At 62.5% G+C, this 25174-nt stretch carries 16 protein-coding genes and 1 tRNA gene; 10 read left to right on the forward strand and 7 right to left on the reverse strand.

The window, feature by feature from the left end; translation table 11 throughout:
• Positions 1-130: 130 nt before the first annotated feature.
• The 6 genes from ABIB44_RS12935 to ABIB44_RS12960 all read left to right on the forward strand — a co-directional run bounded on the left by ABIB44_RS12935 (position 131) and on the right by ABIB44_RS12960 (position 10202).
• The gene (locus ABIB44_RS12935) at positions 131-622 is read left to right on the forward strand and encodes a redoxin domain-containing protein (protein ID WP_354585057.1); all 492 of its coding nucleotides are present in this window, start codon (positions 131-133) and stop codon (positions 620-622) included.
• A gap of 155 nt (positions 623-777) precedes the next feature.
• Positions 778-2361, forward strand: a complete 1584-nt coding sequence (locus ABIB44_RS12940; RefSeq protein WP_354585058.1) for a T9SS type A sorting domain-containing protein — start codon at positions 778-780, stop codon at positions 2359-2361.
• Positions 2362-2681: 320 nt separating this feature from the next.
• Entirely contained in the window at positions 2682-3791 is a 1110-nt protein-coding gene (locus ABIB44_RS12945) for a glycosyltransferase family protein (RefSeq protein ID WP_354585059.1), read from the forward strand.
• 80 nt (positions 3792-3871) lie between these two features.
• Positions 3872-5899 (forward strand): peptidylprolyl isomerase, encoded by a 2028-nt coding sequence (locus ABIB44_RS12950; protein ID WP_354585060.1) that lies wholly within the window; start codon positions 3872-3874, stop codon positions 5897-5899.
• Positions 5900-6035: 136 nt separating this feature from the next.
• Positions 6036-6854, forward strand: coding sequence for a mechanosensitive ion channel family protein (locus ABIB44_RS12955; RefSeq protein WP_354585061.1), 819 nt, complete (start codon positions 6036-6038; stop codon positions 6852-6854).
• A gap of 132 nt (positions 6855-6986) precedes the next feature.
• Complete coding sequence (locus tag ABIB44_RS12960) at positions 6987-10202, forward strand: PAS domain S-box protein (RefSeq protein WP_354585062.1); 3216 nt, start codon at positions 6987-6989, stop codon at positions 10200-10202.
• Positions 10203-10624: 422 nt separating this feature from the next.
• Here ABIB44_RS12960 and ABIB44_RS12965 read toward each other — a convergent pair whose 3' ends face one another.
• Both ABIB44_RS12965 and ABIB44_RS12970 read right to left on the reverse strand, forming a co-directional pair.
• On the reverse strand, positions 10625-11605 hold the full coding sequence (locus ABIB44_RS12965) for an aldo/keto reductase (RefSeq protein WP_354585063.1): 981 nt from the start codon (positions 11603-11605) through the stop codon (positions 10625-10627).
• Positions 11606-11950: 345 nt separating this feature from the next.
• Complete coding sequence (locus tag ABIB44_RS12970; protein ID WP_354585064.1) at positions 11951-12292, reverse strand: cupin domain-containing protein; 342 nt, start codon at positions 12290-12292, stop codon at positions 11951-11953.
• Between the two features lie 194 nt (positions 12293-12486).
• Here ABIB44_RS12970 and ABIB44_RS12975 point away from each other — a divergent pair, with 194 nt between their 5' ends.
• Together ABIB44_RS12975 and cysK are read left to right on the forward strand one after the other, a co-directional pair.
• A complete protein-coding gene (locus ABIB44_RS12975; protein WP_354585065.1) occupies positions 12487-13326 on the forward strand; it encodes a serine O-acetyltransferase in 840 nt (279 codons plus the stop codon).
• 169 nt (positions 13327-13495) lie between these two features.
• Positions 13496-14419 carry a cysteine synthase A gene (gene cysK, locus ABIB44_RS12980; RefSeq protein ID WP_354585066.1) on the forward strand — a complete coding sequence of 308 codons (924 nt, stop codon included), beginning with the start codon at positions 13496-13498 and terminating at the stop codon, positions 14417-14419.
• 155 nt (positions 14420-14574) lie between these two features.
• Here the strand turns inward: cysK and ABIB44_RS12985 are convergent.
• The 3 genes from ABIB44_RS12985 to ABIB44_RS12995 form a co-directional block, all read right to left on the reverse strand.
• Positions 14575-14648 (reverse strand) — tRNA-Ala (locus ABIB44_RS12985).
• 187 nt (positions 14649-14835) lie between these two features.
• A complete protein-coding gene (locus ABIB44_RS12990; protein ID WP_354585067.1) occupies positions 14836-18336 on the reverse strand; it encodes an outer membrane beta-barrel protein in 3501 nt (1166 codons plus the stop codon).
• A 151-nt stretch (positions 18337-18487) separates the two neighbouring features.
• On the reverse strand, positions 18488-19102 hold the full coding sequence (locus tag ABIB44_RS12995; protein WP_354585068.1) for a C40 family peptidase: 615 nt from the start codon (positions 19100-19102) through the stop codon (positions 18488-18490).
• Positions 19103-19154: 52 nt separating this feature from the next.
• Between ABIB44_RS12995 and ABIB44_RS13000 the strand changes: the two genes are divergently transcribed.
• A complete protein-coding gene (locus ABIB44_RS13000; RefSeq protein WP_354585069.1) occupies positions 19155-20576 on the forward strand; it encodes an FAD-binding oxidoreductase in 1422 nt (473 codons plus the stop codon).
• A 163-nt stretch (positions 20577-20739) separates the two neighbouring features.
• On the opposite strand, the gene ABIB44_RS13005 is transcribed toward ABIB44_RS13000, so the two are convergent.
• The gene (locus ABIB44_RS13005) at positions 20740-22395 is read right to left on the reverse strand and encodes an amidase (RefSeq protein WP_354585070.1); all 1656 of its coding nucleotides are present in this window, start codon (positions 22393-22395) and stop codon (positions 20740-20742) included.
• Between the two features lie 187 nt (positions 22396-22582).
• A complete protein-coding gene (locus ABIB44_RS13010) occupies positions 22583-23029 on the reverse strand; it encodes an acyl-CoA-binding protein (RefSeq protein ID WP_354585071.1) in 447 nt (148 codons plus the stop codon).
• A 187-nt stretch (positions 23030-23216) separates the two neighbouring features.
• Between ABIB44_RS13010 and asnB the strand changes: the two genes are divergently transcribed.
• Positions 23217-25121: an asparagine synthase (glutamine-hydrolyzing) gene (gene asnB / locus ABIB44_RS13015; RefSeq protein WP_354585072.1), complete on the forward strand. Its 1905-nt coding sequence runs from the start codon at positions 23217-23219 to the stop codon at positions 25119-25121.
• Positions 25122-25174: the final 53 nt, after the last annotated feature.

The raw sequence follows: 25174 nt of genomic DNA on the forward strand, positions 1-25174 counted from the left end.
TCGGCAGCGGAACAAAATGTTGCGATGCCGCGAGGTAACTTCTGCGTAGCTTGTTCATCCAAGCCAACACCCGTGCCGCCGAGCGCACGAAGGCGTAAGTAACGAACAAACCGTTTTTTCTGAGCTGCTGATGCCGCTATTGCTACTGCTTTTCCTTGAGCTGCTGGGCGGGCCCGGGCCTGCGCCCCGGGCCACGGTGTACGTGTTTCTGGCCGAAACCTGCCCCATTAGCCAGGCGGCCACGCTGCCGCTGCGGGAGCTGCACGCCCGCTACGGGGCGCAGGGAGTGCGCTTCATGGGCGTGTTTCCGGCCCGCGAAACCACGCCCGCCGGCCTGGCGGCCTTCGCCAAAACCTACCAGCTGGCTTTTCCGCTGCGGGCCGATGCCGGCCACCAGCTCACCCGGCAGCTCCACGCCCGCGTCACGCCCGAGGCCGTGGTAGTAGCTGCCGACGGCCGCACCGTTCTTTACCAGGGCCGCCTCGACGATGCCTACGCCGGACTGGGCCAGCACCGCACCGTGGTCAGCCACCATGAGCTGGCCGAGGCCCTGGCCGCCGTGGTCGCCGGCAGCGCCGTGGCCGTGGCGCGCACCGAGCCGGTGGGGTGTTTTATTGAGTAGTTTAGAAGTTGCTAACAGACTGATGAATACCAGGAACGTCATGCTGAGCGCAGCCGAAGCATCTCTACCGCTTCGTTGAATTAATTGGATTGCTATTGCGGTAGAGATGATTCGGCAAGCTCAGCATGACCCCTCTTCGGATAAAAATTGACCATATGAAGCACGTTTTCTCCTCACTTATCACTGTCCTCGCCCTGGCCGGGGCTGTTCTCACGGCGCAGGCTCAAACCACGCCGCAGTACACCTTCAGCCAGGATATTGCGCCGCTGGTGTACAACCACTGTACCAGCTGCCACCGCACCGGTGAGGTGGCCCCGTTTCCGCTCACGACCTACGCCGAAGTGGCCAGCCACGCCCAAACTATTAAGTACGTGACGGGCACGCGCTACATGCCGCCGTGGAAACCCGACCCCAGCTACCGCCATTACCTCGACGAAAACACGCTGACCACGGCGGAAATTGCTAAAATCGCGGCCTGGGTCGATGCCGGTACGCCGCAGGGCAACCCGGCCCTCACGCCGCCGGTGCCCACTTACCCCAGCGGCTCGCAGCTGGGCACCCCCGACATGGTGGTTTCGATGGCCCAGCGCTTCACGCACCAGGGCAATGGCCAGGACATGTACCGCATTTTCGTGCTGCCCGTGAACCTGCCCACCGACCGCGACATCGCGGCCATCGAGGTGCGGGCCGGCAATAAGCGCATCGTGCACCACGTCATCATGGGCATGGATACCACGCGGCAGGCCCAGGCCCTCGACGCGGCCGACCCGGGCTACGGCTACACCCAGTTCGGCGGCTTTGGCTTCAACCCTGTCGAGACCAACTTCGCGGCCTGGGTGCCGGGCTCGCAGGCCCGTTTCTATCCGGCGGGCATGGGCAAGAAGCTCTACCGCCGGGCCTCGCTGCTGCTCCAGATTCACTACGGGCCCAACTTCGTGACGCAAACCGACTCGTCGGTGGTCAATATCTTCTTCGCCCGGCAGCCCGTCACGCGCTACGTGAGCACGCTACCCGCCATCGCGCCCAACGTGCTCACCAACGGTCCGTTCGTGATTCCGGCCAACCAGACCAAAACCTTTCACGCCCAGGTCACCGTGCCCGTCGACCTCACGCTGCTCAGCGTAGCGCCGCACGCCCACCTGCTCAGCAAAGCCTGGAAGGTGGCCGTGGTGAAGCCCAACGGCGACACCATCCGGCTGGTGAAAATCAACGACTGGGACTTCCGCTGGCAGGGGAGCTTTCGGTTTCAGAACATGCTGAAAGTGCCGGCGGGCTCGCGCCTCATCGCCGATGCCACCTACGACAACACCGCTCAGAACCCGCGCAACCCCAACAGCCCGCCGCGCACCACCACCTGGGGCGAAAGCACCACCGACGAGATGCTGCTCACCTATTTCGAGCTGCTGCCCTACCGCCCCGGCGACGAAAATATCGTGCTGAGCACTGCCCCCGGCCAGGCCACCGCGCCCGGCCTGGTGCAGGTGGCGCTCTACCCCAACCCGGCCAGCGGAGCCACGGCGCTCAGCTTCCAGCAGGAGCGGCCCGGGCCCATCACGGCATCCATCCTCGACGGCACGGGTCGGCTGGTGCGCACGCTGGTGCGCGAAAAGCTATACCCGGCCGGCCCGCAGCAACTGCCAGTGCCGCTGGCGGGCCTCAGCGCCGGCATCTACCTCGTGCGCCTCGATTCGGAAGCAGGCTCCCGTACCGAAAAGCTGGTGCTGACGGACGGCCACTAGCGCGTTTTTCAGGGTTTTTGAAAGCAAAGAAACACAGACCGTCATGCTGAGCTTGTCGAAGCATCTCTACCGCGCAACTAGAGCAAAAATCAGGTTATTGTATGGTCCTTTGGACGGGGTAGAGACGCAATAGTTGGAGTTTCGTCGTTTAACGGCCCGTTCGCCAACTGTCCAACGACGAGACGCAAGATGTTGCGTCTCTACACCCGTGCATCATCCTGAGAACCGCCCTAATCCAATGAATTCAACGACGCGGTAGAGATGCTTCGACTCCGCTCAGCATGACGTTCCTCCGCCCGCCGCTGCGCATCTTTGCGCCCATGAAAATTTTATACGGAGTGCCCGGCGAGGGCCTGGGCCACGCTACCCGCAGCAAAGTGGTGGTGGGCCACCTGCTGGCCCAGGGCCACGACGTGCGCGTGGTGAGCAGCAGCCGCGCCTACACCATGCTGGCGGCGGCCTTCGGCAAGCAGCGCGTACTCGAAATCCGGGGTTTTCACCTGGCCTATAATGGGTTGGCGGTGAGCAAGCTGCGCACGGCCGTGCTCACCCTGCGCACCGCGCCCGAGGACCTGCGCGTGAATTTCGCCCGCTACCGCGATTTGCTCGGTGGCTTCGAGCCTGAGGTAGTAATTTCCGACTTCGAGTCGTTCAGCTACTTTTTTGCCAAGCTGCACCGGCTGCCGGTCGTCAGCATCGATAACATGCAGATTATCAGCCGGGCGACACTGAACGTGGCAGTGCCTCGCGACGAGCGCGGCAACCACCAGCTGGCCCGCAGCATTGTGCGGGCCAAGCTGCCGCACAGCCGCCACTACTTCATTACTACCTTCTTCGACCTGCCGCTGGCCCGGGAGCGCACCACGCTGGTGCCACCCATTATCCGGCCCGAGATTCTGGCGGCCACGCCCAGCGCCGGGCGGCACGTGCTGGTGTACCAGTCGGCCACCACGCAGCAGAATCTGGTGCCGTTGCTGCAGCAGCTGCCCGACCAGGAATTCCGCGTCTACGGCTTCAACAAGCAGGAAAGCCACGGCAACGTGCAGCTGTGCGCGTTTTCGGAGGCCGGTTTCATTGCCGATTTGGCCAGCGCCCGGGCCGTAGTCACCAATGGCGGCTTCTCGCTGATTTCGGAGGCCGTGTTCCTGCACAAGCCCATTTGCGCCATCCCCATTCCGGCGCAGTTCGAGCAGTGGCTGAACGCGGCCCAGGTGCAGCAAATGGGCTTTGGCCGCCACTTCGAGGCCATCACGGCCGACAACCTGCGGGCCTTCCTCTACGGCCTGCCCGCCTACGAAGCCGCGCTGGCCGGCTACCGGCAGCAGGGCAACGAGGTGCTGTTTGCTCACCTCGACGAGCAGTTGCGCGCCATTCGCGAGGAGCAGCCGGCGGCAAGCGCCCCGCCGTCCGATGCCTGGGGTGGCGAGTAGGGGCGAAGCCCGTTTGCTGCCGTTGTTTTTCCGTAGTGCCGAAAGCCGCGCAATTCGCGGTACCTATTCTTCCCTTTTCTATGCCCATTCGTACCCGTTTTAGCTGGGCGCTGCTGCTGTTGCTGGCCGCCTGCGCCCGCACCCCGCAGCCCAGCGCCAGTGGCCCGGCCAATAAGTATCAGGACCCCATCATGCGCCAAATCGGCACGGCTCAGGACGAGCGCAACACGGCCGCGATACTGCCCTTTCTCACGAACGGCAACCCCAGCTACCGGCGCGAGGCCGCCCTGGCGCTGGCCTCGGTGCAGGCCCCGGCCGCCGTGCCCGCCCTGCTGCCCCTGCTGCGCGACCGCGAGCCCAGCGTGCGCCGCGCCGCCGCCTACGCCCTGGGCCAGGCCGGCGACAGCACCGCCGTGGACAGCCTGCGCGTGCGCGTGCTGCAGGAAAACGACGACGTGGTGCGCCGCTACGTGCACGAGGCCCTAGGCCGCACCGTTACCCGGCACTCGCTGCCCGAGCTCTGGCGCGTCGAAGTCCTGAACGACACGGCCCGCGCCGCCGCCCTGGCCTGGGGCCTGAGCCGCGCCGCCCTGCGCGGCCTCAGCTCGCCCGAGAGCATCCGCCGCACGGTGCTGCTCCTGAACGAGCCCAAGATGCCCGCCCGGGGCCGGCTGGCCGCCGTGGTAGCCCTCTCGCGCACCCGTGGGCTCGATGCCGACTTAAAAAGGCTGGCCTTGTCGACCCTGCTTCGATTGGCTCAGAAAGACCGGGCCTATGCCGTACGTGCGGCGGCCGCCACCACCCTGGGCCGGATTGCGGCCATGCCTGTATCCAAGGAAGAAATGCTGGGCGGCCCGCTACCGGCCATTCACCAGGTAAGCAATGTGCTGGCCTCGCTGGCCACGAAAGACCCCGATTACCGGGTGCGTTTGAGCGCCATTCGGGGCCTGCCGTTCGATGCAGATTACCCCGCCAGTCGGAAAGCTGTTTTTTATGCCCTGCGTCGCGACCGCGCCCCGGTAGCCCTCACGGCGGCCGAGTGGCTGCTGGCCCATGCCAAGGGGGAGTCGGGTCCGTTGCTGGCCGCCCTGGCCGACGGCAACAAGCAGGCTTCGGTGCGGGTGCGGGCGGCGCTGCTGCGGGCCGCCGTGCGCCACGCCAGCCCGGCCGCCCGGCCCAGCCTGGTCGAAACCATCGAGAAGCGCTACCCGGTGGCGGGCTCGGTGTACGAGAAGGGCTTTTTGCTGGAAGCATTGGGGGAGGACCCGGCCGCGTTCGACTTTGTGCGCGGCGAGGCATTTGCCTCGGGGCAGTCGCCGGTGGTGGCCGGCTACGCGCTGGCCACGCTGCTGAGCATGCGCCGGCTGGCCGATTTTCCGGCCGCCCGCCAGGCCGACTTTGCCGCCGCCATGCGCCAGGGCCTGGCCGGGGGCGACGTGGCCCAGCTCGGCACCGCCGCCGAAGCGTTGGGTGATGCTAAGCTCTACCCCGAAGCCCAGCCGGCCGACCTCGCCGCCCTGCGCGCCGCCCAAGCCAGGTTGCAGTTGCCCACCGAAATTGAAGCCTGGCAGGGGCTGCAGGCGGCCCTTGATAAGCTGACCAAAGCGCCGAAGCCTACGCCTTCGCCGCTGGCCACGGCCGCGCAGCACCCCATCGACTGGGCCGTGGTGCAAAGCGTGCCCGTGGGCCAGCAGGTGCGGCTGCGCACCAGCAAGGGCATTATTCTGCTCGAGCTAAGGCCCAACGAGGCCCCCGGTGCGGTGGCCAGCTTCGTTACGCTCCTCAACCAGAAGTTCTACGACAAGCTGTATTTCCACCGCGTGGTGCCCAACTTCGTGGCCCAGGGCGGCGACCCGCGCGGCGACGGCAACGGCAGCGCGCCCTACAACCTGCGCTCCGAATTCGGCGACCTGCGCTACGAGGAAGGCAGCGTGGGCCTGGCCTCGGCCGGCAAGGATACCGAGAGTTGTCAGTTCTTCATCACCCACACGCCCACGCCCCACCTCGACGGCCGCTACCCCATTTTTGCCCAGGTAGTGGGTGGCATGGACGTGGTGCACAAGCTCGATATCGGCGACCAGATTCTGGGGATGGAACTGGTGAAGTAGGGGCGCGTATGGCGTATCGAGTGGGCCTGTTGAGCGCAGTGAAGCACCTCTGCCGCGCAACTAATCAATTGATTGAGTTACTTGCGCGGTAGAGACGCTTCATTGCGCTCAGCACGACGTTTTACTTCCTTCCAAAATGAACCAGCTCACTTCCTACGCCCAGCAGCTGCAAACGCTGGCCGTGCTCTACCTGCCCCGCGTGCTGATGGCCGGCCTGGCCCTGATAATCGGCTGGTGGCTGATTGGCCGCGTCAGCCATCTGCTGAACCGTACCACGGCCCGCCTCGACGTGTCGCTGAGCTCGTTTCTGCGCAGCCTGGTCAGCATCGTTCTCAAGGTGCTGCTGCTGATTTCGGTGGCCGGCATGATAGGGTTCGAGACCACCTCGTTCGTGGCGATTCTGGGGGCGGCGGGGCTGGCGGTGGGCTTGGCCCTGCAGGGCACACTGGCCAATTTCGCGGGGGGCGTGCTCATCCTCGTGTTCAAGCCCTACGTGGTGGGCGATGTAATTGAGGCGCAGGGCAAAAGCGGGGAGGTGCGCGAAATTCAGATTTTCAATACTATTCTCAGCACGCCGCAGGGCGACACCGTGATTTTGCCCAACGGGGCCACGTCGAACAACGTCATCGTGAACAAAACCACGCAGAACAGGTCGCTGGTCGACATCGTGGCCGAGCTCGAAAGCCCCACCGACCTGGCCGCCTTGCGCGCCTGGGCGGTGCCGCTGCTGGCCGCCGATGCCGACGTGCTGCCCGTGCCGGCCCCGCAGGTCGTCGTCACGGCGCTGCGGCCGGGCAGCCTGGCGGTCTCGTTCCGGGCCTACACCCTGGCCGGGCGTGCCGTGCCGGCGCAAGCCCGCCTCACCGAGGCGCTGCAACTGGCCTTTGCCCGAAACAATGTGCACGGGCCGGTGCCGGTGTCGCACAGCTACGTGGGCCAATTGCCGGGTAGGTAAGGTTGGCAGTCCGATAACGGAGTGATTCCGTAGCTAGCCCGCATGGAGCGCGGCCGTTAGCGAATGCACCCAACTGGTTCCGGGAGTTGCCCGGAAAAAACGTATTGCGCCAACTGTTCCAATCGCTGCCGTATGACGAACGCCGAACTGCAAGCTGAACTAGCCCGGCAACAGGCCGAGAACCAGGCGCTACGGGCCCAAGTCGCCGCTTTCAGTGCTTTGGCGCCGCCACCCGAAATGCCTGCTTTCGCCCTGGACGGCCTGCTGAGCTACCTGCTGGCTGAAGCGCATACGGGCATAGTGCTAACCGATGCCCACTACCGGGTGCAGTGGGTGAATGCCGGGTTTACGGCCCTGACGGGCTTGGCGGCGGCGGCGGTTGTGGGCCAGCAGCCGGCGACTTTTTTGCGCGGCCACGGGCACGACGCGGCGCTGGCAGCCTACATCGAGGAAAGCATGCGCCTCCAACGTGCTTTTTGGTACGAGCTGCCCCAGCCCGACCCGGCGGCCGTGCGCTGGCTGCGGGTGAGTGTGCGGCCCGTGGCCGCCCGGCCCGGCAGCCCCGTCCGCTACGTGGGCCTGCTCGAAGATATTACGGCGTGGAAGCAGGAGCAGCTGGCCCGGGCCAACGGCGACCAGCGGTTCCGCACGCTGGCCGAAAACGTGCCCGGCGTACTCTACGAGTGGCGCAAGTACGACGAAGGCCCCTACCAGTTCGACTATGCCAGCCCCAAGGTGCGCGAGCTGTTTGGCCTGGAGCCGGAAGCCCTGAGCCAGATGACCGACTTCATCCACCCCGATGAGCTGGAAGGGTTTCTGGAAAATCTCGACTACGCCACCCGCCACCACCTGCCTTGGTCCTACGAGGGCCGTGTGGTGGTGCCCGGCCAGCCCGTACGCTGGCTGCGGGGCAATTCCATCGTGACCGAAACCGGCCCTGGCTGGGTGAAATACAGCGGTATTCTGCTCGATATTACCCCCCTGAAAATGGCTGAAACGGCCGTGCGCGAAAGCAACATGCGTGGGCAGCTGGTTCTGGAAGGTTTCGGCGATGGCACCTGGGAAACGAATCTGCGCACCCACGCCACCTATTATTCGCCGGAGTACAAGGCCATGCTGGGCTATTCCGACGAGACATTTGCCGAATTGGACGGCGACGCGCGTCAGATAATTCATCTTGACGACTACAAGGCGGCCATGCGTCTGGGAAAGGCATTCGTGGCCGAAATCATTCCGGCCTGCGTGTGCGAAGTGCGCCTGCGCTGCGCCGATGGCCGCTACAAGTGGGTGCTCGCCCGGGCCGTGATAACTGCGCGCGATGCGGCCGGCCGGCCCACCATCCTCACGGGCTCCAACACCGATATTTCGGCCCTGAAAGAAGCCCAGAATGCCCTGGATGCTACTAACCGCCGCCTCAGCACGGTCATCGACAATTTTCGCGAAGGCATTGCGCTGGAAGACGAAAGCCGGAGCATCATGCTCGTCAATGAGGCGTTTTGCCAGCAGCTGCCCAAGCCCACCGTGCCGGCCCAGCTCGTTGGCATGGATGCAACGCAGCTAGCCGTGCGAAACAGCGAGTACATGCGGGAGCCTGCCGCTTTTCTGGCCCGCCTTGCGGTGGTGCTGGCTCAAAAGGAGCTGGTGCTGGGCGATAAGCTGGAACTGCTGGACGGGCGCGTGCTGCAGCGCGACTACATCCCTATTTTCGACGGCGAGCGCTACATCGGGCATTTGTGGAAATTCGCCGATATCACGGCCCGCACCCAAGCCGAGATGGAGCTGAAGCGCCGGGAAGAGAAATACCGGGGCATCATCGAAAATATGTCGCTGGGGCTGGTGGAGGCCGACCTCGATGACCACCTGATTTACGCCAACCAGAGCTTCTGCGACATGACCGGCTACTGCACCGAGGACCTGCAGGGGCAGCGCCTGTCGCCGCTGCTGCTCACCGGCGAGGATTTGGCCCGGGTCGAAAGCAAGCTTGAAGTGCGCCAGCAAGGCGTGTCCGACTCCTACGAAATCATGGTCAACACCAAAGCCGGGCAGCCCAAGTGGCTGCTGGTGAGCGGTGGGCCGCTCTACGACGGCCAGCAGCGCCACGTGGGCTCCATCGGTATTTACCTCGACGTGACGCTCCAGAAACAGCTCGAAGCCCGGCTGCGCGAGGCCAAGGCCGTGGCCGAGACCAGCACCGAGGCCAAGCAGCGCTTCCTGGCCAACATGAGCCACGAAATCCGGACGCCCATGAACGCCATTTTGGGCATGAGCCACCTGCTGCAGAAAACGGCGCTCGATGCCACCCAGGCCAGCTACCTGCACGCCATCACGGCCTCGGCCGATACGCTGCTGGTCATCATCAACGACATCCTGGATTCGGCCAAGATTGATGCCGGCCGGCTCAGCATCGAGCACATCGGCTTCGACCCGGTGGACTTATGCCAGCAGGCCGAGCAAACCCTGCGCTACCGGGCCGAGGAAAAAGGCCTGCTTTTCGAAACCCAGCTCGACCCGGCCCTGCCTGCCGTGTTGTTCAGCGACCCGCACCGCATTACCCAGGTGTTGCTCAACCTGGCCGGCAATGCCATCAAGTTCACCGAGCGGGGCCACGTGCGCCTGGCCTGCACCTTGCTGGGCCGGCCTGCCCCGCACGAGGTACTGGTCGAATTTGTGGTGGAAGATTCCGGGGTAGGCATTGAGGCCGATTACCTGAAACAGATTTTTGAAGAATTCAGCCAGGAAGACTCCTCCGTATCACGGCAGTTTGGCGGCACCGGCCTGGGCCTGAGCATTAGCCAGAAACTGGTGGCGCTGCTTGGGGGCCAGCTGCAGCTCGAAAGCCGCAAGCACGTGGGCACCCGCAGCCAGTTTGTGCTGCGCCTGCCGGTGGGCCATCCGCAGTCGCTCGTCCAGAAGAAGTACGACAACCTCGACTACCTGCACCAGGCTCTTCGCGGCAAGCGCCTGCTGCTGGTCGAAGACAATGTGTTTAACCGCATGCTGGCCACTATTTTCCTCACCAACGCGGGCATCGAAGTGCACGAAGCCGCCAACGGCCAGCTGGCCGTCGACCAGGCCCGCGACCAAGCCTACGACCTGATACTGATGGACGTGCACATGCCCGTGCTAAACGGCTACCAGGCCACTGCCCGGCTGCGGCAGCACCTGGGCCTGGCTGTGCCCATCGTGGCCCTCACGGCCAACGCCATTCTGGGCGAGCGCGATAAGTGCCTGGCCGCCGGCATGAACGACTACCTCACCAAGCCTTTCGCGGAAGTAACGCTGCTGAAAATGGTGTATAAGTGGGTGGTTGGTTACCAACCCCGGCCAATGGCCAGCCCCGGCGCTTAAAAGGTGTCTGCAGAAGTTGAAAAGCCATTTGAGCGGGGCAAAGACGCGATACTTTGCGTCTCCCCATAAAACGATTCGGCGGACGTAGCCCGCCCGATATTTAAGTAATCGCGCCGAAGCAAGCGTAGCAAAAAAGGCGGTCATGCTTCATCTGGCGTCCGCGCAGTCGAAGCATCTCTACCGCTTCGCAAGGGCTGTTCAACGAAGCGGTAGAGATGCTTCGACTACGCTCAGCATGACGTGCTACTTCAATACGCTTGCTTTTGCACAACTACTTACTATTGCGATAAAGCTGCTTCGACTGCGTTCAGCATGACCGCCTTTCTGCTACGCTCGCTTTTGCACAACTACTTAAACGGCGTGGCCGACGAAACGCAAGATGTTGCGTCTCTACCCCCGTTTTGAATAAATAGAACAGTTTTTTAGCGGTTCACCAGTCGCAGTGCGCCTTCGCCGTAGCGGGCACCCACAACCGGGCGCGCCGCCAGCAGCTCTTGCAGCTGTTGGAGCTCCGCCGGAGTTAGCCTCACTGCCGCCGCTGCCGCGTTTTCTTCCAGATAAGCTGGCCGCTTGGTGCCCGGAATGGGCAGCAGGCGCGCATCCTGAGCCAGCAGCCAGGCCAGAGCCAGCTGGGCCGGTGTGCAGCTTTTGGCCGCCGCCAGCGCGTGCATGCCCGCGAGCAGCGGCGCGTTGGCCGCGCGGTTATCATCATCGAAGCGGGGCATGCCGCGGCGCAAATCCTGCGCCGCCAGCTGTGGTCCGGCCGTGGTGAGCAGTCCCCGACCCAGCGGCGAAAATGCTACCAGGCTCACGCCCAGCTCGCGGCAGGCGGGCAGAATTTCGGCCTCCACGTCGCGCGTGAACAGCGAATATTCCGATTGCAGCGCCGCGATGGGGTGCGTGGCGCTCGCCCGCCGCAGCGAAGCCGCCGAGGCCTCCGACACGCCCAGAAACCGCACTTTGCCGGCCTGCACCAGCGCTGCCATCGCGCCCACCATCTCCTCCACCGGCACGGCCGGGTCGATGCGGTGGGCGTAGTACAGGTCAATCACCTCCACGCCCAGCCGGCGCAGGCTGGCTTCGCAGGCGGCGGCAATGCGCTCGGGGCGCACGTTGAGCGCGGTGCCGCCCTGCCCGTCGGCCACGAAACCAAACTTAGTGGCCAGAAAAACTTCCGCCCGATGTGCCTGCAGCACCGGCCGCAGCAGCTCCTCGTTGGCCCCGAAGCCGTACACGTCGGCCGTGTCCCAGAACGTGACGCCCAGTTCCAGGGCGCGGTGCAGGGTGGTAGTAGCTTCACGGGCATCGCTGGGCCCGTAGGCGTAGTCCGAGGCCATCGACATGCAGCCCAGCCCGAGGGCCGAAACCTGCTGGCCGGTGCGGCCGAGTTCGCGGGTAGTCATGGGTTTTTTGGGGTGAGAGGGTATGGGGTAGGAGGGTATGAGGGTAGAGGGTAGGAAGGAGAAGGGCGCAACATCAGCATGCACAAGGAACGTCATGCTGAGCTTGTCGAAGCATCTCTACCGCCATAGTAAATGATTACTTCGGCGGTAGAGGTGCTTCGGCTTCGCTCAGCATGACGTTCCTAGTATTGCGGTAGAGATGCTTCGGCTGCGCTCAGCATGACGTTATTGTACTGCGGTAGAGGTGCCTCGGCTGCGCGCGGCATGACGTTCCTTGTACTGCGGTAGAGATGCCTCGGCTGCGCGTGGCATGACGTTCAAACATCCTTCAGGAATAGACGCTTGCTATTTCTCGTCGCGGCCGTGCACCTGCGCCGGGGGCGAAGTCGCCTCCACGGCCGAAAAGGCCTCCAGAATCTTATAGGTATGTTCGGCTCCCTGGGGCACTACCCACGAGTTGCCAGCTTCCAGCACGACCACCTGGCCGGCCAGGTGCAGCTCGGCCCGGCCGCTGAGCACGTAGCCCACCGTTTCGTAGGGACGGGAAGCCGGGGCTTTGGACTCGCCGGGCTGCTCGTTTTCCCACATGCGCATGGCCACATGCTTGCCCGAGGCCAGGTATTTTTCGCCCTCAGGACCTTTGGGCGAGTGGCGTGAATCAATTTTGGTGATGGTGGTATCCGACATAAAAGCGGGTAGTAAAAAAGTGAAACGAAATGGGGAAATGCGTACCTTTTGCCTGGGCAATGGCCGGTTGGCAGCTGGTGCGCCCCGGTGGCTAAACGGCCGCTTCACCGTTGGCGTTGCCCCGGCCGGCCCGAAACCTTCGCCGGGGCGTCCGGTTTAGTGCCCCGGTTCTCATTCCCCTTTTTCCTGCTATCGTGTCCTCCGAAACCCTCTCATTTGCCGAGCAGCTGGCTCACGCCCACGCCACCGTGCCCGATGCCCTGCCCGGCGCGGCCTTTTGCGCCCTGGCCGATGGCATCCTGGCCCTGCTGTTTCCGCAGCGCGCCGAGCGCCCCCTGCCCAGCGCCGACGCCGTGGCCGCCGAGCTGCACCACTTCCGGGCCGAGCTGGCCGTGCTCCTCAACCAGGTACCCAACCTGCCGGCCCTGCCCTCAGTGCTGGCCAACGAGTTTGCTGCCCAGCTGCCGGCCCTGCGCGCCGCCCTGCAGCGCGATGCCAGCGCCATTCTGGCCAGCGACCCGGCCGCCCAGGGCCTGGGCGAAATCGTGAGCACTTACCCCGGTTTTTATGCCACGGCGCTGTACCGGGTGGCGCATGCGCTGTACGTGCGCGGGCTGCCGCGCCTGCCGCGCCTGCTCAGCGAGTACGCCCACCAGCGCACGGGCATCGATATTCATCCCGGCGCGCAAATTGGCCCGGCCTTCTGCATCGACCACGGCACGGGCATCGTCATCGGCGAAAGCGCCGTGATTGGGGCCAACGTTCAGATTTACCAGGGCGTTACGCTCGGGGCCATGAGCGTGACCAAGGGCCTGCAGGGCACCAAGCGCCACCCCACCATCGAGGATTTTGTGGTGGTGTACGCCGGGGCCACCATCCTGGGCGGCAGCACGGTCATCGGGGCGCACAGCATTATTGGCGGCAACGTGTGGCTCACCGAAAGCGTACCTTCTCATTCGCGCGTGTACCACCGCGCCCACATCAACATCTCCCGCAGCCTCGACCCTTCGGCCGAGCTGGTGTTTTCGATTTAATGCTAAGACTCGCATACCTGTCGTCCGGCGCGTAGCGAAGGACCTTCTCACGTTAGTGCCGACATAATTACGGTAATAGGTTCTTGCGTGAGAAGGTCCTTCGCTGCGCTCAGGATGACAGGTGCTTTTTACCACGTTCCTTATTTATTCACGCCATTTATTCACGCCGATGAAAGCCCATTCCATTCTCGAAACCATTGGTAATACGCCGCTGGTCCGCATCAACCACTTGTTTGCCGCCATTCGCCCCGATGTGGAGGTGTGGATGAAGCTGGAGCGCGCCAACCCCGGCGGCTCCATTAAGGACCGCATTGCCCTGAGCATGGTGGAGCAGGCCGAGAAGGACGGCATCATCACCAAAGACAGTTTGATTGTGGAGCCCACCTCCGGCAACACCGGCGTGGGCCTGGCCCTGGTGGCCGCCGTGAAAGGCTACAAGCTGACTTTGGTAATGCCCGAGAGCATGAGCATCGAGCGCCGCCGCCTCATGGCCGCCTACGGGGCCGCCCTTGAGCTCACGCCCCGCGAAAAAGGGATGAAGGGTGCCATCGAAAAGGCCCAGGAAATAGTGGCCAACACGCCCGGCGCCTGGATGCCCATGCAGTTCTCGAATCCCGCCAACCCCCGCATTCACGCCGAAACCACGGCCCAGGAAATTCTGCGCGACGCGCCCGAGGGCTTCGACTTTCACATCACCGGCGTGGGTACCGGCGGCCACATTACGGCCATTACGGAGGTGCTCAAGCCGCATTTCCCCTCCATGCAGACGTTCGCCGTCGAGCCCGAGGCGTCGCCGGTTATCAGTGGCGGCGCGCCGGGGCCGCACCCCATCCAGGGCATCGGCGCGGGCTTCATCCCCGAAAACCTGCACGTCGACGTGCTCGACGGCACCATTCAAATATCCCAGGCCGAGGCCTACGAGATGACCCGCCGCGCCGCCCGCGAGGAAGGCATTTTCGTCGGGGTATCGTCGGGGGCCTCGCTGGCCGCCATCGCCAAAAAGCTACCCGACATGCCCCAGGGCAGCCGCGTGCTCACCTTCTGCTACGATACCGGCGAGCGGTACCTGTCGGTCGAGGGGTTGTTTGTGTAGGCAAACTCCACTCGATACTACAGCACGTCCTGCGTCACTGCGTTCAGCAGGACGGTCTTCTTAAATCCTGTTGACCCACCCACTCAGTGCCGCGGCCAAACAAAAAGCCCAACCGGTAAACCGGTTGGGCTTTTTATCTTCATTCACACCTTCAGTGGAGAATATCGGAGTCGAACCGATGACCTCTTGCATGCCATGCAAGCGCTCTAGCCAACTGAGCTAATCCCCCTGATTTGGTAATTGCCGCCGTGCCTATTGCGCGTTGGTTCGACAAAAGTACGGCCATTTATTGCGCTGGCAAACAATGCGCCCGCTTTTTTTGCTGTTTTAGCGCAAATGCCAAACAATCAGCCACAAAAAAAGCGGGCAGGAATTGCTTCCTGCCCGCTTTTCGGGGCTACGCTAAGTGGAAATACTTAGTTGAAGATGTAGCGAACGCCAATCTGACCCTGCCAGCGCGAGCCGATGCCGCCCGTGTCGTAACGGAAGGTGTCGGTGAGCTTGGTGCCACCTGCAACGGTAGCGTCCGTCGAGCTCGTGCGGGTGGGGTTGGTCAAGTAAGGGAACGAGAATACTGGCTGGCCCTGGGTATTGTAACCCGAAAACGTGAGCGGGTTAACCTTGTTGGCCGTCTGGAACGCGCCCCACTTGCTGTTAATCAGATTGCCCACGTTGAAGAGGTCGAGGCTAATCTGCAAGGTGTTGCGGTTGTCGTTGCCCAGGTTGGTGAAAATGTCCTGGAGCAGGCGCAGGTCGAGGCGGTTCTGCCAAGGGCGTACAGCGCCGTTACGCTCGGCGTAGTCGCCGCGGTGCTTGCTCAGGTAGTCGTCCTGGTTGATGAAGTTGTTCAGGTCGGTCCACTGCTCGGCGGCGCTATAGATAACGGCCGGGGCCTGGTTAGTGCCGGTGGTGATAGCTGGCAGCAGCGTAATGTCGCGCAGGTTGATTTCACCCTGCGAACGTGGAATGTACATCAGGTCGTTCGCATTCAGGTTGTCGCCGTTCATGTCGCCCGAGTACACGTACGAGTAGCGGCCAGCAGGGGCAGCCTCGTAGAACAGCGAGAGCGTGGTGCCCAGGTGGCCTAAATACTCCTTGCGGTACGATGCGGAAGCAATAAAGCGGTGCTGCTGCAGGAATCCGGAATAGCTGAGCGCATCGGAGTTCGGGTCGCCCGAAACTTGGCGGTCGCGCCAGATAGAATTGGCAATCGAACCACCGTCGTTTACTGAGCGCGCGTCGGAGTAGGTGTAGGCCACGCTGGCGTAGAAGCCGCTGTTAAATGACTTTTGCAGCTGGCCAGTAATGGCGTAAGAGTAACCCTTGTTGGTGTTCTTCATCAGGATAGCGTCGCTGATGTTGGGATTGGCAGCCGAAGCACCACCGCGGCCAGCATAAATCTGGTTGTTGACGGTAGGGAAAGTCACTCCTGCGCCCAAGTTATTCAGTACGTAGAACACTTCGCGGTTGTCGCCGCCAGTGCCTACCGGCGTTGCGCGGTAGGTGGGGTTAGCCTCAGAGCCGGGCAGGTTCACGTTCTGGTGATAAACTGCGTTCAAATCTTTCGTGTAGAAAGCTTCGAGGGTTCCGATAACGCCGCCGGGCAGTTCTTGGTCGACGGCCAAGTTGGTGCGCCATACCTGCGGGAATTTAAAGTCGTTGGCGGTAACGGCCAGATTGTAACGCGTATTAGCTGCCGCGTTCTGCGGGCGGTAGGCATCTACGTTGGGGTTGAAAATCGAGGGAGTACCGGCGTTGGGATTAACGGTTGCTGAGCCAGTGTAAGTGTAAGAGCCGAACTGCACGCCATTGTTGCTAGCCTGGTTCGAGAGCCACACGAAGGGTACGCGGCCCGTGAAGATGCCCGTACCACCACGCAACTGCGTTTTGCGGTCGTCGTTCACATCCCAGTTGAAACCCACGCGGGGAGAAAACAACACCGTTTTCTTCGGCACGGCACCCGTGTTGAGCTGCACGCCATCGCGGAAGGTGAGCTTCGCCGCGTTCTCGTTCTGCGCTAGGTCCGAAGTCAGGAAGGGCAGGTCGGCGCGGATGCCATAGGTGATTTTTAGGTTGTTGCGGGGCGACCATTCATCTTGTGCATACAGGCCCAGTTGGGCTGCGGTAATATCGGCAAAGGGGAAAGCCCCGCCGGGCACCGCCGAGTACTGCAAGTTGTAGCGTTGGGCGCCGGGGCGCACGGTGCCAGGAGCGAAGGGCGTGTAGGTCGCAGAGTTGCGCTCGTAGTTAAAGCCCGCCGAAGCGTAGAAGTCCTCCAGCGAATTAAAGGAGTAGTTGCCGTAGTAGTTTGGGGCAAAACCATTGCGGAACTTGTAGTACTCGTTGTAAGTACCCACCGTCACGTTGTGCTTACCGAGGTAAGCCGTGAAGTTGTCGCCGATTTGGTACACGTCCGAATTTAGAACGTTGAAAGCCGAGAATGGCTCATAGCCGAACGCAGTGAGGGTATTGGAGGCCGTGGTACCCGCCGTACCCGAAAGGGTGCGGCCAGTGCCGTTGCCAATGTCGACCAGCGGGAAAACACCGCCGCTGCTTTCGCGGAAGTCGCGGAAGGCCGAGTAGCCGGCGGTCAGGTTGTTGGAGTATTTGCCCCCGCCCAGCGTGCTATTCAGCTCGGCAATGATGGAGTTCAGGTTGTTGTTGATGCGGTAGTAAGCCGCCAGGAAGGGCAGGCCGAACTGCGACTGCGCGCGCGAGTTACCAATAGCGCCCGAACCGCTGGGGTTGATATCGGCGAACGACTTCAGGTAGTTGTACTTGATGTTGAAGCGGTTATTGTTGCTGATGTTCCAGTCAAGCTTAATCGTCGCCTTGTCGCTATTCGATTTCAGGTTGTAGTTCTCGTACGGGCCGGGATTATAGCCGTACTGCTGCTGCAGGAAGTTGCTCAGCACGTCGAGGTCGCGGCCCGAAGCGTTGGACACCGTGCCGCCGGGTGTGCTACCGTCGCGCGCAGCGGTGAAGTTGCCGTTGGGCGGGTCGTTACGACGCTCCGATTCGGCATTTACAAAGAAGAACAGCTTGTCCTTGATGATGGGACCACCCACGCGGAAGCCGATGTTATTCAGGTTGAAAGTGGGGTAGTCCGAAGTAATGCCGTTTACAGTGCTGCCTACCAGCTTCTGGTTGCGGAAGAAATCGTACACCGACGCCGACACCTTGTTTGAGCCCGAGCGGGTAACGACGTTGATACCGGCACCCGTGAACGAGCCCTGGCGCACGTCGAAGGGCGCGATGCTCACCTGAATCTGGTCGATGGCATCGAGCGAGATGGGCTGGGCACCCGCCTGGCCACCTACGGTCGACTGCAGGCCGAAAGCGTTGTTGAAGATGGCACCGTCGATGGTGATGTTGTTGAAGCCGCTGCTCCGACCGCCGAAGCTCTGGCCGTTGGCCTGGGGCGTGAGGCGGGTGAAGTCGTTCAGCGAACGGTTCAGGGTGGGCAAACGCTCGATGGTTTCGCGCTGCACCGTGGTTTGAGCACCGGTGTGGTCGGCGTTCATCACCGGGTCGCGGCGACCACTCACGGTCACCTCCGTCAGCTCAGTCGACTGGTCGTTCAGCTGCTGGTCGAAGCGGAGGTTTTGGCCGAGGCTCAGGCTAATGCCGTCGCGCACCAGGTCCTTGTAACCTACGAACGTTACTTTAATCGTGTAGGGACCCCCTACGCGCATGTTCTGAATGTTGAAACGGCCCTCCGAGTTGGTGGGCGTTACATACTGCGTATTCGTTGGGGTGTGCACGGCAATCACCGTTGCGCCGGGCAGGCCCGCGCCGGTTTTGTCGGTGATAACCCCGCTCATGGCGGCCGTGGTGGCACCCTGCGACCAGCCCAACCGGGCGGTGAAGAGCATCATCGCCAGCAACACAAAGTGGCGTAAAAATGAGTTGTTCATAAAAAAAAGGTTGGTGGAAACAGTGAGCTTTAATTAAAAGCGGTGCAAAGGTACGCGTAAGAAGAAGGGGTCAATATTACGGCAAATTTACTATTTTTAGGGAAGACCACGTGAAACCGTTTGCGCAATCCACCGGCCGATACACCCCAATTTAGAGGTGCGGGCGTACTGCGCGGATGAACCGGCTTAAGTAATAGTCAGATTCTAAGCTGTTTTCGACCACGCCCAGCGAAGTTGAGGCGTGAATAAAATCGACTCCTTCCTCGTCGGCCACCGTCACCATTCCCACGTGGGTAATCGTGCGACTACCGGGTGAGGCCCCGAAAAAAACCAGGTCGCCGGGCCGCAGGTCGGTCGGTTTCACGGGTTCGCCCCACCCGGCCTGCTCGTTGGAGGAGCGCGGAATGGCCACGCCGGCCTCGCCGAAGGACAATTGCAGCAGCCCCGAGCAGTCGAGGCCCAGGCGCGTGGTGCCGCCGTATAAGTACGGAGTGCCCTGGTAGGAGCGGGCGGCCTCAATCACCGAAGCCAGCGTGCCGGTGGCGCTGCCCGCGCGGGCAGCGCGCCGGGCCACGACTTTGGTTTTGGCCCCGCTCGGGCTCACGCCTACCACCTTGGTTTTGCCCACGGAGTGCACGCGGCCGCCCTTTTTCAGGCGCACCATTTCGCGCGCCGAGCGGTACTGGCCGTCGCGATAATTCAGCTTGCGGTGGCAGCCAGCCAGCAAAACTAAAGCCAGCAGCAGCGGTAGTATCTTCGTTGTCACCCTCCCCATCGGCCGCAAAGATAGTTTGCGCGGCCTTTTCGTTTTGCCGCTCATGAATTTTAACGAGTTGACTCCCGAATTATTGGTGGCCTTCGAAGCCATTGTGGGCCCGGCGCACGTGCTCACGGCGCAGCGCGCCGAGGTTGCCGCCACCGCCGATGCCTACGCCGACTACGGCCGCGACCACACCGAAGACCTTCACTTCGCCCCCGACGTGGTGCTGCGGCCCGGCTCGGCCGAGGAAATTGGGGCCATCATGCGCCTCTGCCACGCGCACCGCCTGCCCGTGACGCCGCGCGGGGCCGGCACCGGCCTCAGCGGCGGGGCGCTGCCCATCCACCACGGCGTGGTGCTGAGCACCGAGCGGCTCAACAAAATCCTCGAAATCGACGAGCGCAACCTGCAGGCAACCGTGGAGCCGGGGGTTATCAACGAGGTTTTCCAGAATGCGGTGAAGGAAGTGGGGCTGTTTTACCCGCCCGACCCGGCTAGCAAAGGCAGCTGCTCGCTGGGCGGCAACCTGGCCCACAGTAGCGGCGGTCCCAAAGCCGTGAAATACGGCACCACCAAAGACTACGTGCTGAACCTGCAGGTGGTGCTGCCCAACGGCGACATCATCTGGACGGCCGCCAACACCCTCAAAAACTCCACCGGCTACAACCTCACGCAGCTGCTGGTGGGCTCGGAGGGCACGCTGGGCATCATCACGAAGGTGGTGTTTCGGCTACTGCCTTTCCCGCAGCATAACATTCTGATGCTGGTGCCCTTCCGCCGGGTCGAGCAGGCGGCGGAGGCCGTGTCGGCGGTGTTTCGGGCGGGCATCATCCCATCGGGGATGGAGTTTATGGAGCGCGAGGCCATTGCCTGGTCGTCCGATTACCTGAAAATCCCGCTCACGCTGCCCGAGGATATTCAGGCCCACCTGCTCATCGAGCTCGACGGCCAGGATTTGGACCAGCTCTACAAGGAAGCCGAGCAGGTGTACGGCGTGCTGGAAAAATACGACGTGGACGAAATCCTGCTGGCTGACACCGCCGGCCAGAAGGACGACCTGTGGAAAATTCGCCGCAACATCGGCAATTCGGTGCGCTACAATTCGGTGTACAAGGAGGAAGATACCGTGGTGCCCCGCGCCGCGCTGCCCGTCCTGCTCACCGGGGTGAAAGAAATAGGGGCCCGCTACGGCTTCAAGAGCGTGTGCTACGGCCACGCCGGCGACGGCAACCTGCACGTCAACATCATCCGCGGCGACCTCGACGACGAGATGTGGAACGTGGGCCTGCGTCAGCCCATCTCCGAAATTTTCGAGCTCTGCGTGAAGCTGGGCGGTACTATCTCGGGCGAGCACGGCATCGGCCTGGTGCAGAAAGGCTACATCGGCATCGCCCTGAAAGAAGCCAATCTGAATCTGATGCGCGGCATCAAGCAGGTTTTTGACCCGCATGGAATTCTGAACCCGGGGAAGATTTTTTAGGAAAGCTAGTCAGCCGCCAAATAGGCCGTCATGCTGAGCGCAGCCGAAGCATCTCTACCGTAGTAGTAATCCTACAATTAGAAATAGTATTGCGGTAGAGATGCTTCGGCTGCGCTCAGCATGACGGCCGTTTAGCTGCGATTTTATTTGCCAAACACCTGCCCTACACCGTCACCGTCGGCAAAAACTTGGGGGCCGCGCGCTTGTGCGTGGCCTGTTCGTAGGCAAAGCCCAAGCCTAAAAGCCGGCCTTCCTGGTAAGCCGGGCCCACAAACGACAGGCCCACCGGCAGCCCCAGCACCTGCCCCATGGGCACGGTGAGGTGGGGGTAGCCGGCCATCGCGGCCGGCGAGGAGAAATCCACGCCCGTTGAGTAGTCGCCGTTCACCCAATCGATGCACCAGGCCGGGCCGGTAGTTACGCCCACGATGGCGGCCAGCTGGTTGGTTTTCAGTAGTCCGTCGATGGCCTGGCGCGCGCCGGCGACTGTTTTCTTCACCGCGGCTTTGTATTTGGGATTATTCAGCCCGTCGGTGGCTTCGGCCCGAATCAGGGTTTCCTGCTGGAAGAAGGGCATGGCCTCGGCGGCGTGCGCCTTGTTGTAGGCAATGACGTCGGCCAGGTTTTTTACGCTTGCCCCGGCTCCGGCCAGGTACTTGTTCACGCCCTCCTTAAACTCGTAGAGCAGCACGTCGAACTCGGCCTCGCCGAGGGGGTTCACCAGCTTGTTCAGCTCGATTTCCACGATGGTCGCGCCCTGGGCTTTCAGGGCGGCCACAGCTTCCTTCAGCAGCGCGGCCACGGCGGGCGGGCCGTTGAGGTGAGATTTCTCCACGCCGAGGCGCTGGCCTTTCAAGGCGTCGGGTTTCAGAAAAACAGTGTAGTCGGCCGGCGTATTAGCCGGAATGGGCAGTGGAGCCGGGTCGGCTGAGTCGGGGCCTTGCAGGGCAGCCAGCAGCAGGGCCGCGTCGCGCACGGTGCGGGCCATGGGGCCAGCTGTGTCCTGGGTGCTCGAAATCGGAATGATGCCGCTACGGCTCAGTAAGCCCACCGTCGGCTTGAGGCCAACCAAGCCATTCACCGCTGAAGGCGAAACTACCGAGCCGTCCGTTTCGGTGCCGATGGCCACGGCGCAGAGGTTGGCGGCCACCGCCGCGCCCGAGCCGGAGCTGCTGCCGCTGGTGCTGCGGTCGAGGGCGTAGGGGTTGCGGCTCTGGCGACCGCGGCTGCTCCAGCCGCTCACCGAGTGCGACGAGCGGAAGTTGGCCCACTCGCTCAGGTTGGTTTTGCCCAGCAGCACCGCCCCGGCGGCCCGCAGCTTTTTCAGAATAAAGGCATCCTGCTTCGCCTTGTGGCCCGTCAGGGCCGAAGCCCCGGCCGTGGTCATCATCTGGTCGCCGCTGTCGATGTTGTCCTTAATGAGCACCGGAATGCCGTGCAGCGGGCCCCGCACCTTACCGGCCTTGCGCTCCTTGTCTAGCTCGTCGGCAATGGTCAGCGCATCGGGATTGGTTTCGATGACGGCGCGTAGCATTGGGCCGGCCTCGTTCAGGCCCTTGATGCGGGCCAGGTATTTTTCGCTGAGGCTGCGGGCCGTATCGGTGCCTTTGGCCATGCGGTCCTGCAGGTCGGCCACGGTCGCCTCGTGCAGCTCGAAGCTGTCGGCCGTACCCGTTTCCGTCGTTGCTCCCGCCGCCGGAGTTCCGGCAGGCACATCAGCGGCCGGCTTGTCGGTGGTGGTTTGGCAGGCCACGGTGGGTAGCAGGGCGGCGGTGAGGGCCACGCGGGTGCCCTGGTTCAGGAAAAGGCGACGGTTCATTAAAGAAGAATGGGGTGGGGGAGGGGCGGCGGAATAGCCGGGTGGCAATGTACAGCCGGCCAGCCGGCCATCTCCGTTCCAATACCCATAAGATTGTGGGAATCGGCCATAAAAAAGCCGGCCTCCCATAGGAAGCCGGCTTTAGGAAAAATGGCAAGCACTATCCGAGATTGCTGCCAGAGCGCACTTACGCCTGCATGTCTTTCAGCTTATCCTCGCCGCCATAGGGTGTGCCAGCGTTAATGTTCCCTTTCAGCCCACCGTGGTCGGCAGTATTGGGCGCGCCGGTGAGGCCATCGGTGGGTACTTCGCTGGCTTCGACGGCTCCGCCGGTCTGGCCCGCCCCAGCGCCACCCGTGATTTCGGCGGTTTTGGCCACGTAGCGGCGTTTGGCTTCGTCCTCCGCCACTCCTTTGAACTGATTCCACGAGTCCCACTGGGCCTGCGAGAGGCCGCCGGGGCCGCTGGCTTTATCGGCAGCATCGGCATCGACTTCGTCGCTTTTCATGTTTACATCGCCCTCCGTGGCCTGCTTGTAGAGGCCGTAGAGCTCGGTCATATGCTTGGCGGCCATGTCGCCGGGAAGGTTGTTTACTTTATCGGCCGCAGCCTGGAATTGCGCGTTAAGGTCCATGAGAATCAAAAAAATAGGATGGGAAATGAAGCAGGAGAAAGCCCGTCGGCCACCGTGCAGGAGCGAAAGGCAGTGAAAATCAGGTAGCCGCCCGGCCGGGGTTTGGCCCGCTCGCCGCGAAGCCGGCGCGCTGTCAATACCCCGGAGATGGGCTTTAGGTTGCGGGGTCGTACTTTTGCGGGCGACTATGTGTGGAATAACCGGAGTATTTGCCTTTACCGAAACGGGTCGCCAGTCGCTGGCCAACCTGCAGGCGTCGACCGACGCCATCATTCGCCGCGGTCCCGACTCGGAGGGCCACTACGTGTACGACCAGTGCGGGCTGGGCTTCCGCCGGCTGGCCATTCTCGACCTCTCGGCCGACGGCAACCAGCCGATGACCGATGCCTCGGGCCGCTACACCATTGTCTTCAACGGCGAAATTTTCAACTACCGCGAGCTGCGCGAGAAGCTCATCAAGCGCGGCTGCACTTTTCATTCCCAGACCGATACCGAGGTCATTCTTCAGCTTTACATCACGGAAGGCCGCAGCTTTATCAAGAAGCTGAACGGCTTTTTCGGCTTCGCGATTTACGACAAGGAGGAAAACTCGCTGCTCGTCGCCCGCGACCGCTACGGCGTGAAGCCCCTGCTGGTGTACCGCGACGAGGACAAGCTGTTCTTCGCCTCGGAGATGAAGTCGATGATGGCCCTGGGTGTGCCGCGCAAGCTCGATTTCGTAGCCCTGAGCCAGTATCTGCAGCTCAACTATATTCCCGGTCCGGCCAGCATTTTCAAGGGCGTGAAGAAGGTGTTGCCCGGCCACTACCTGTACATCAAGGATGGCAAGGTGGTGGGCAAGGCCTGGTACAAAATTCCCTACGACCCCAAGAAGGTTGCCAAAAACAAGCTCAGCTACGAGCAGCAACAGAAAAAGCTGGTCGAGCTGATGGATGGGGCCGTGCAGCGCCGCCTCGTGGCCGATGTGCCGCTCGGCTGCTTCCTGAGCGGCGGCATCGACTCCAGCGTCATCGCCGCCCTGGCCTCGCGCCACACCCCGCACCTGAGCACGTTCAGCATCGGCTTCAAAGACGAGCCCTTCTTCGACGAAACCAAGTATGCCAACCTCGTGGCCGCCCGCCATAAGACCAACCACACGGTTTACTCACTGACCAACGACGACCTCTACGAGCACATCCACAGCATGCTGGATTACCTGGATGAGCCGTTTGCCGACTCCTCGGCCCTGGCCGTGTACATCCTCAGCCAGCGCACCCGCCAGAAAGTAACCGTGGCCCTGAGCGGCGATGGGGCCGACGAGATGTTCGGCGGCTACAACAAGCACATGGGCGAGTTCAAGGTGCGCCAGGGCGGCGTGAAGGCCGAGGCCGTGACGGCCCTGGGCTTCGTGTGGGACGCGCTGCCTAAGTCGCGCAACGGCTTCTTTGGCAACCGTATCCGTCAACTGCAGCGCTTCTCACGCGGCATGACGGCCGGCGTGAAGGAACGGTACTGGGACTGGGCCAGCTTTGCCTCGGCCGATGACGCCCGCAAGCTTCTCAGCCCGGCCAGCCGCGCCAAAGTGGGCAAGAAGCTCGCCGCCAAGCGTCGCAAGGACATCCTGGAACACCTGCATTCCGACGGCGACCTCAACGAGGTACTGCTCACCGACATGACCCTGGTGCTGCCCTACGATATGCTCACCAAAGTGGACCTGATGAGCATGGCCAACTCACTGGAAGTGCGTACGCCCTTTCTCGACTACAAAGTGGTGGATTTCGCCTTTTCTATCCCCGTCACCAGCAAGGTCGATGCGACCATGAAAAAGCGCATCGTGCAGGATGCCTTCCGCTCCGAGTTGCCCGCCGAGCTCTACGACCGCCCCAAGCACGGCTTCGAAGTGCCGCTGCTGAAGTGGATGCGCGGCGAGCTACGCCCCCTCATCGAGAACGATTTGCTGCGCGATGACTTTATTGAAGCCCAGGGTATTTTCGACGTAGCTGCCATTCGCACGCTGAAAACCCAGCTTTTCTCGCGCAGCCCCGGCGACGTGCACGCCCGCATCTGGGGGCTTATCGTATTCCAGACCTGGTGGAAGCAGTACATGGCTTAAATCAAATTAAAAATTATGAATTAAAAGTTCTGGTTCACAGCTGAAATGCAGAA

This window comes from Hymenobacter sp. UYCo722, from assembly GCF_040547115.1.
Lineage (GTDB): Bacteria > Bacteroidota > Bacteroidia > Cytophagales > Hymenobacteraceae > Hymenobacter.

Coding starts and splice junctions, on each gene's coding strand:
- ABIB44_RS13005 (WP_354585070.1), bottom strand. CDS start 22,395: ATGAACCGTCGCCTTTTCCTGAACCAGGGCACCCGCGTGGCCCTCACC.
- ABIB44_RS13010 (WP_354585071.1), bottom strand. CDS start 23,029: ATGGACCTTAACGCGCAATTCCAGGCTGCGGCCGATAAAGTAAACAAC.
- cysK (WP_354585066.1), top strand. CDS start 13,496: ATGAAAGCCCATTCCATTCTCGAAACCATTGGTAATACGCCGCTGGTC.
- ABIB44_RS12955 (WP_354585061.1), top strand. CDS start 6,036: ATGAACCAGCTCACTTCCTACGCCCAGCAGCTGCAAACGCTGGCCGTG.
- asnB (WP_354585072.1), top strand. CDS start 23,217: ATGTGTGGAATAACCGGAGTATTTGCCTTTACCGAAACGGGTCGCCAG.
- ABIB44_RS12960 (WP_354585062.1), top strand. CDS start 6,987: ATGACGAACGCCGAACTGCAAGCTGAACTAGCCCGGCAACAGGCCGAG.
- ABIB44_RS12990 (WP_354585067.1), bottom strand. CDS start 18,336: ATGAACAACTCATTTTTACGCCACTTTGTGTTGCTGGCGATGATGCTC.
- ABIB44_RS12965 (WP_354585063.1), bottom strand. CDS start 11,605: ATGACTACCCGCGAACTCGGCCGCACCGGCCAGCAGGTTTCGGCCCTC.
- ABIB44_RS12935 (WP_354585057.1), top strand. CDS start 131: ATGCCGCTATTGCTACTGCTTTTCCTTGAGCTGCTGGGCGGGCCCGGG.
- ABIB44_RS12940 (WP_354585058.1), top strand. CDS start 778: ATGAAGCACGTTTTCTCCTCACTTATCACTGTCCTCGCCCTGGCCGGG.
- ABIB44_RS12950 (WP_354585060.1), top strand. CDS start 3,872: ATGCCCATTCGTACCCGTTTTAGCTGGGCGCTGCTGCTGTTGCTGGCC.
- ABIB44_RS12945 (WP_354585059.1), top strand. CDS start 2,682: ATGAAAATTTTATACGGAGTGCCCGGCGAGGGCCTGGGCCACGCTACC.
- ABIB44_RS12970 (WP_354585064.1), bottom strand. CDS start 12,292: ATGTCGGATACCACCATCACCAAAATTGATTCACGCCACTCGCCCAAA.
- ABIB44_RS13000 (WP_354585069.1), top strand. CDS start 19,155: ATGAATTTTAACGAGTTGACTCCCGAATTATTGGTGGCCTTCGAAGCC.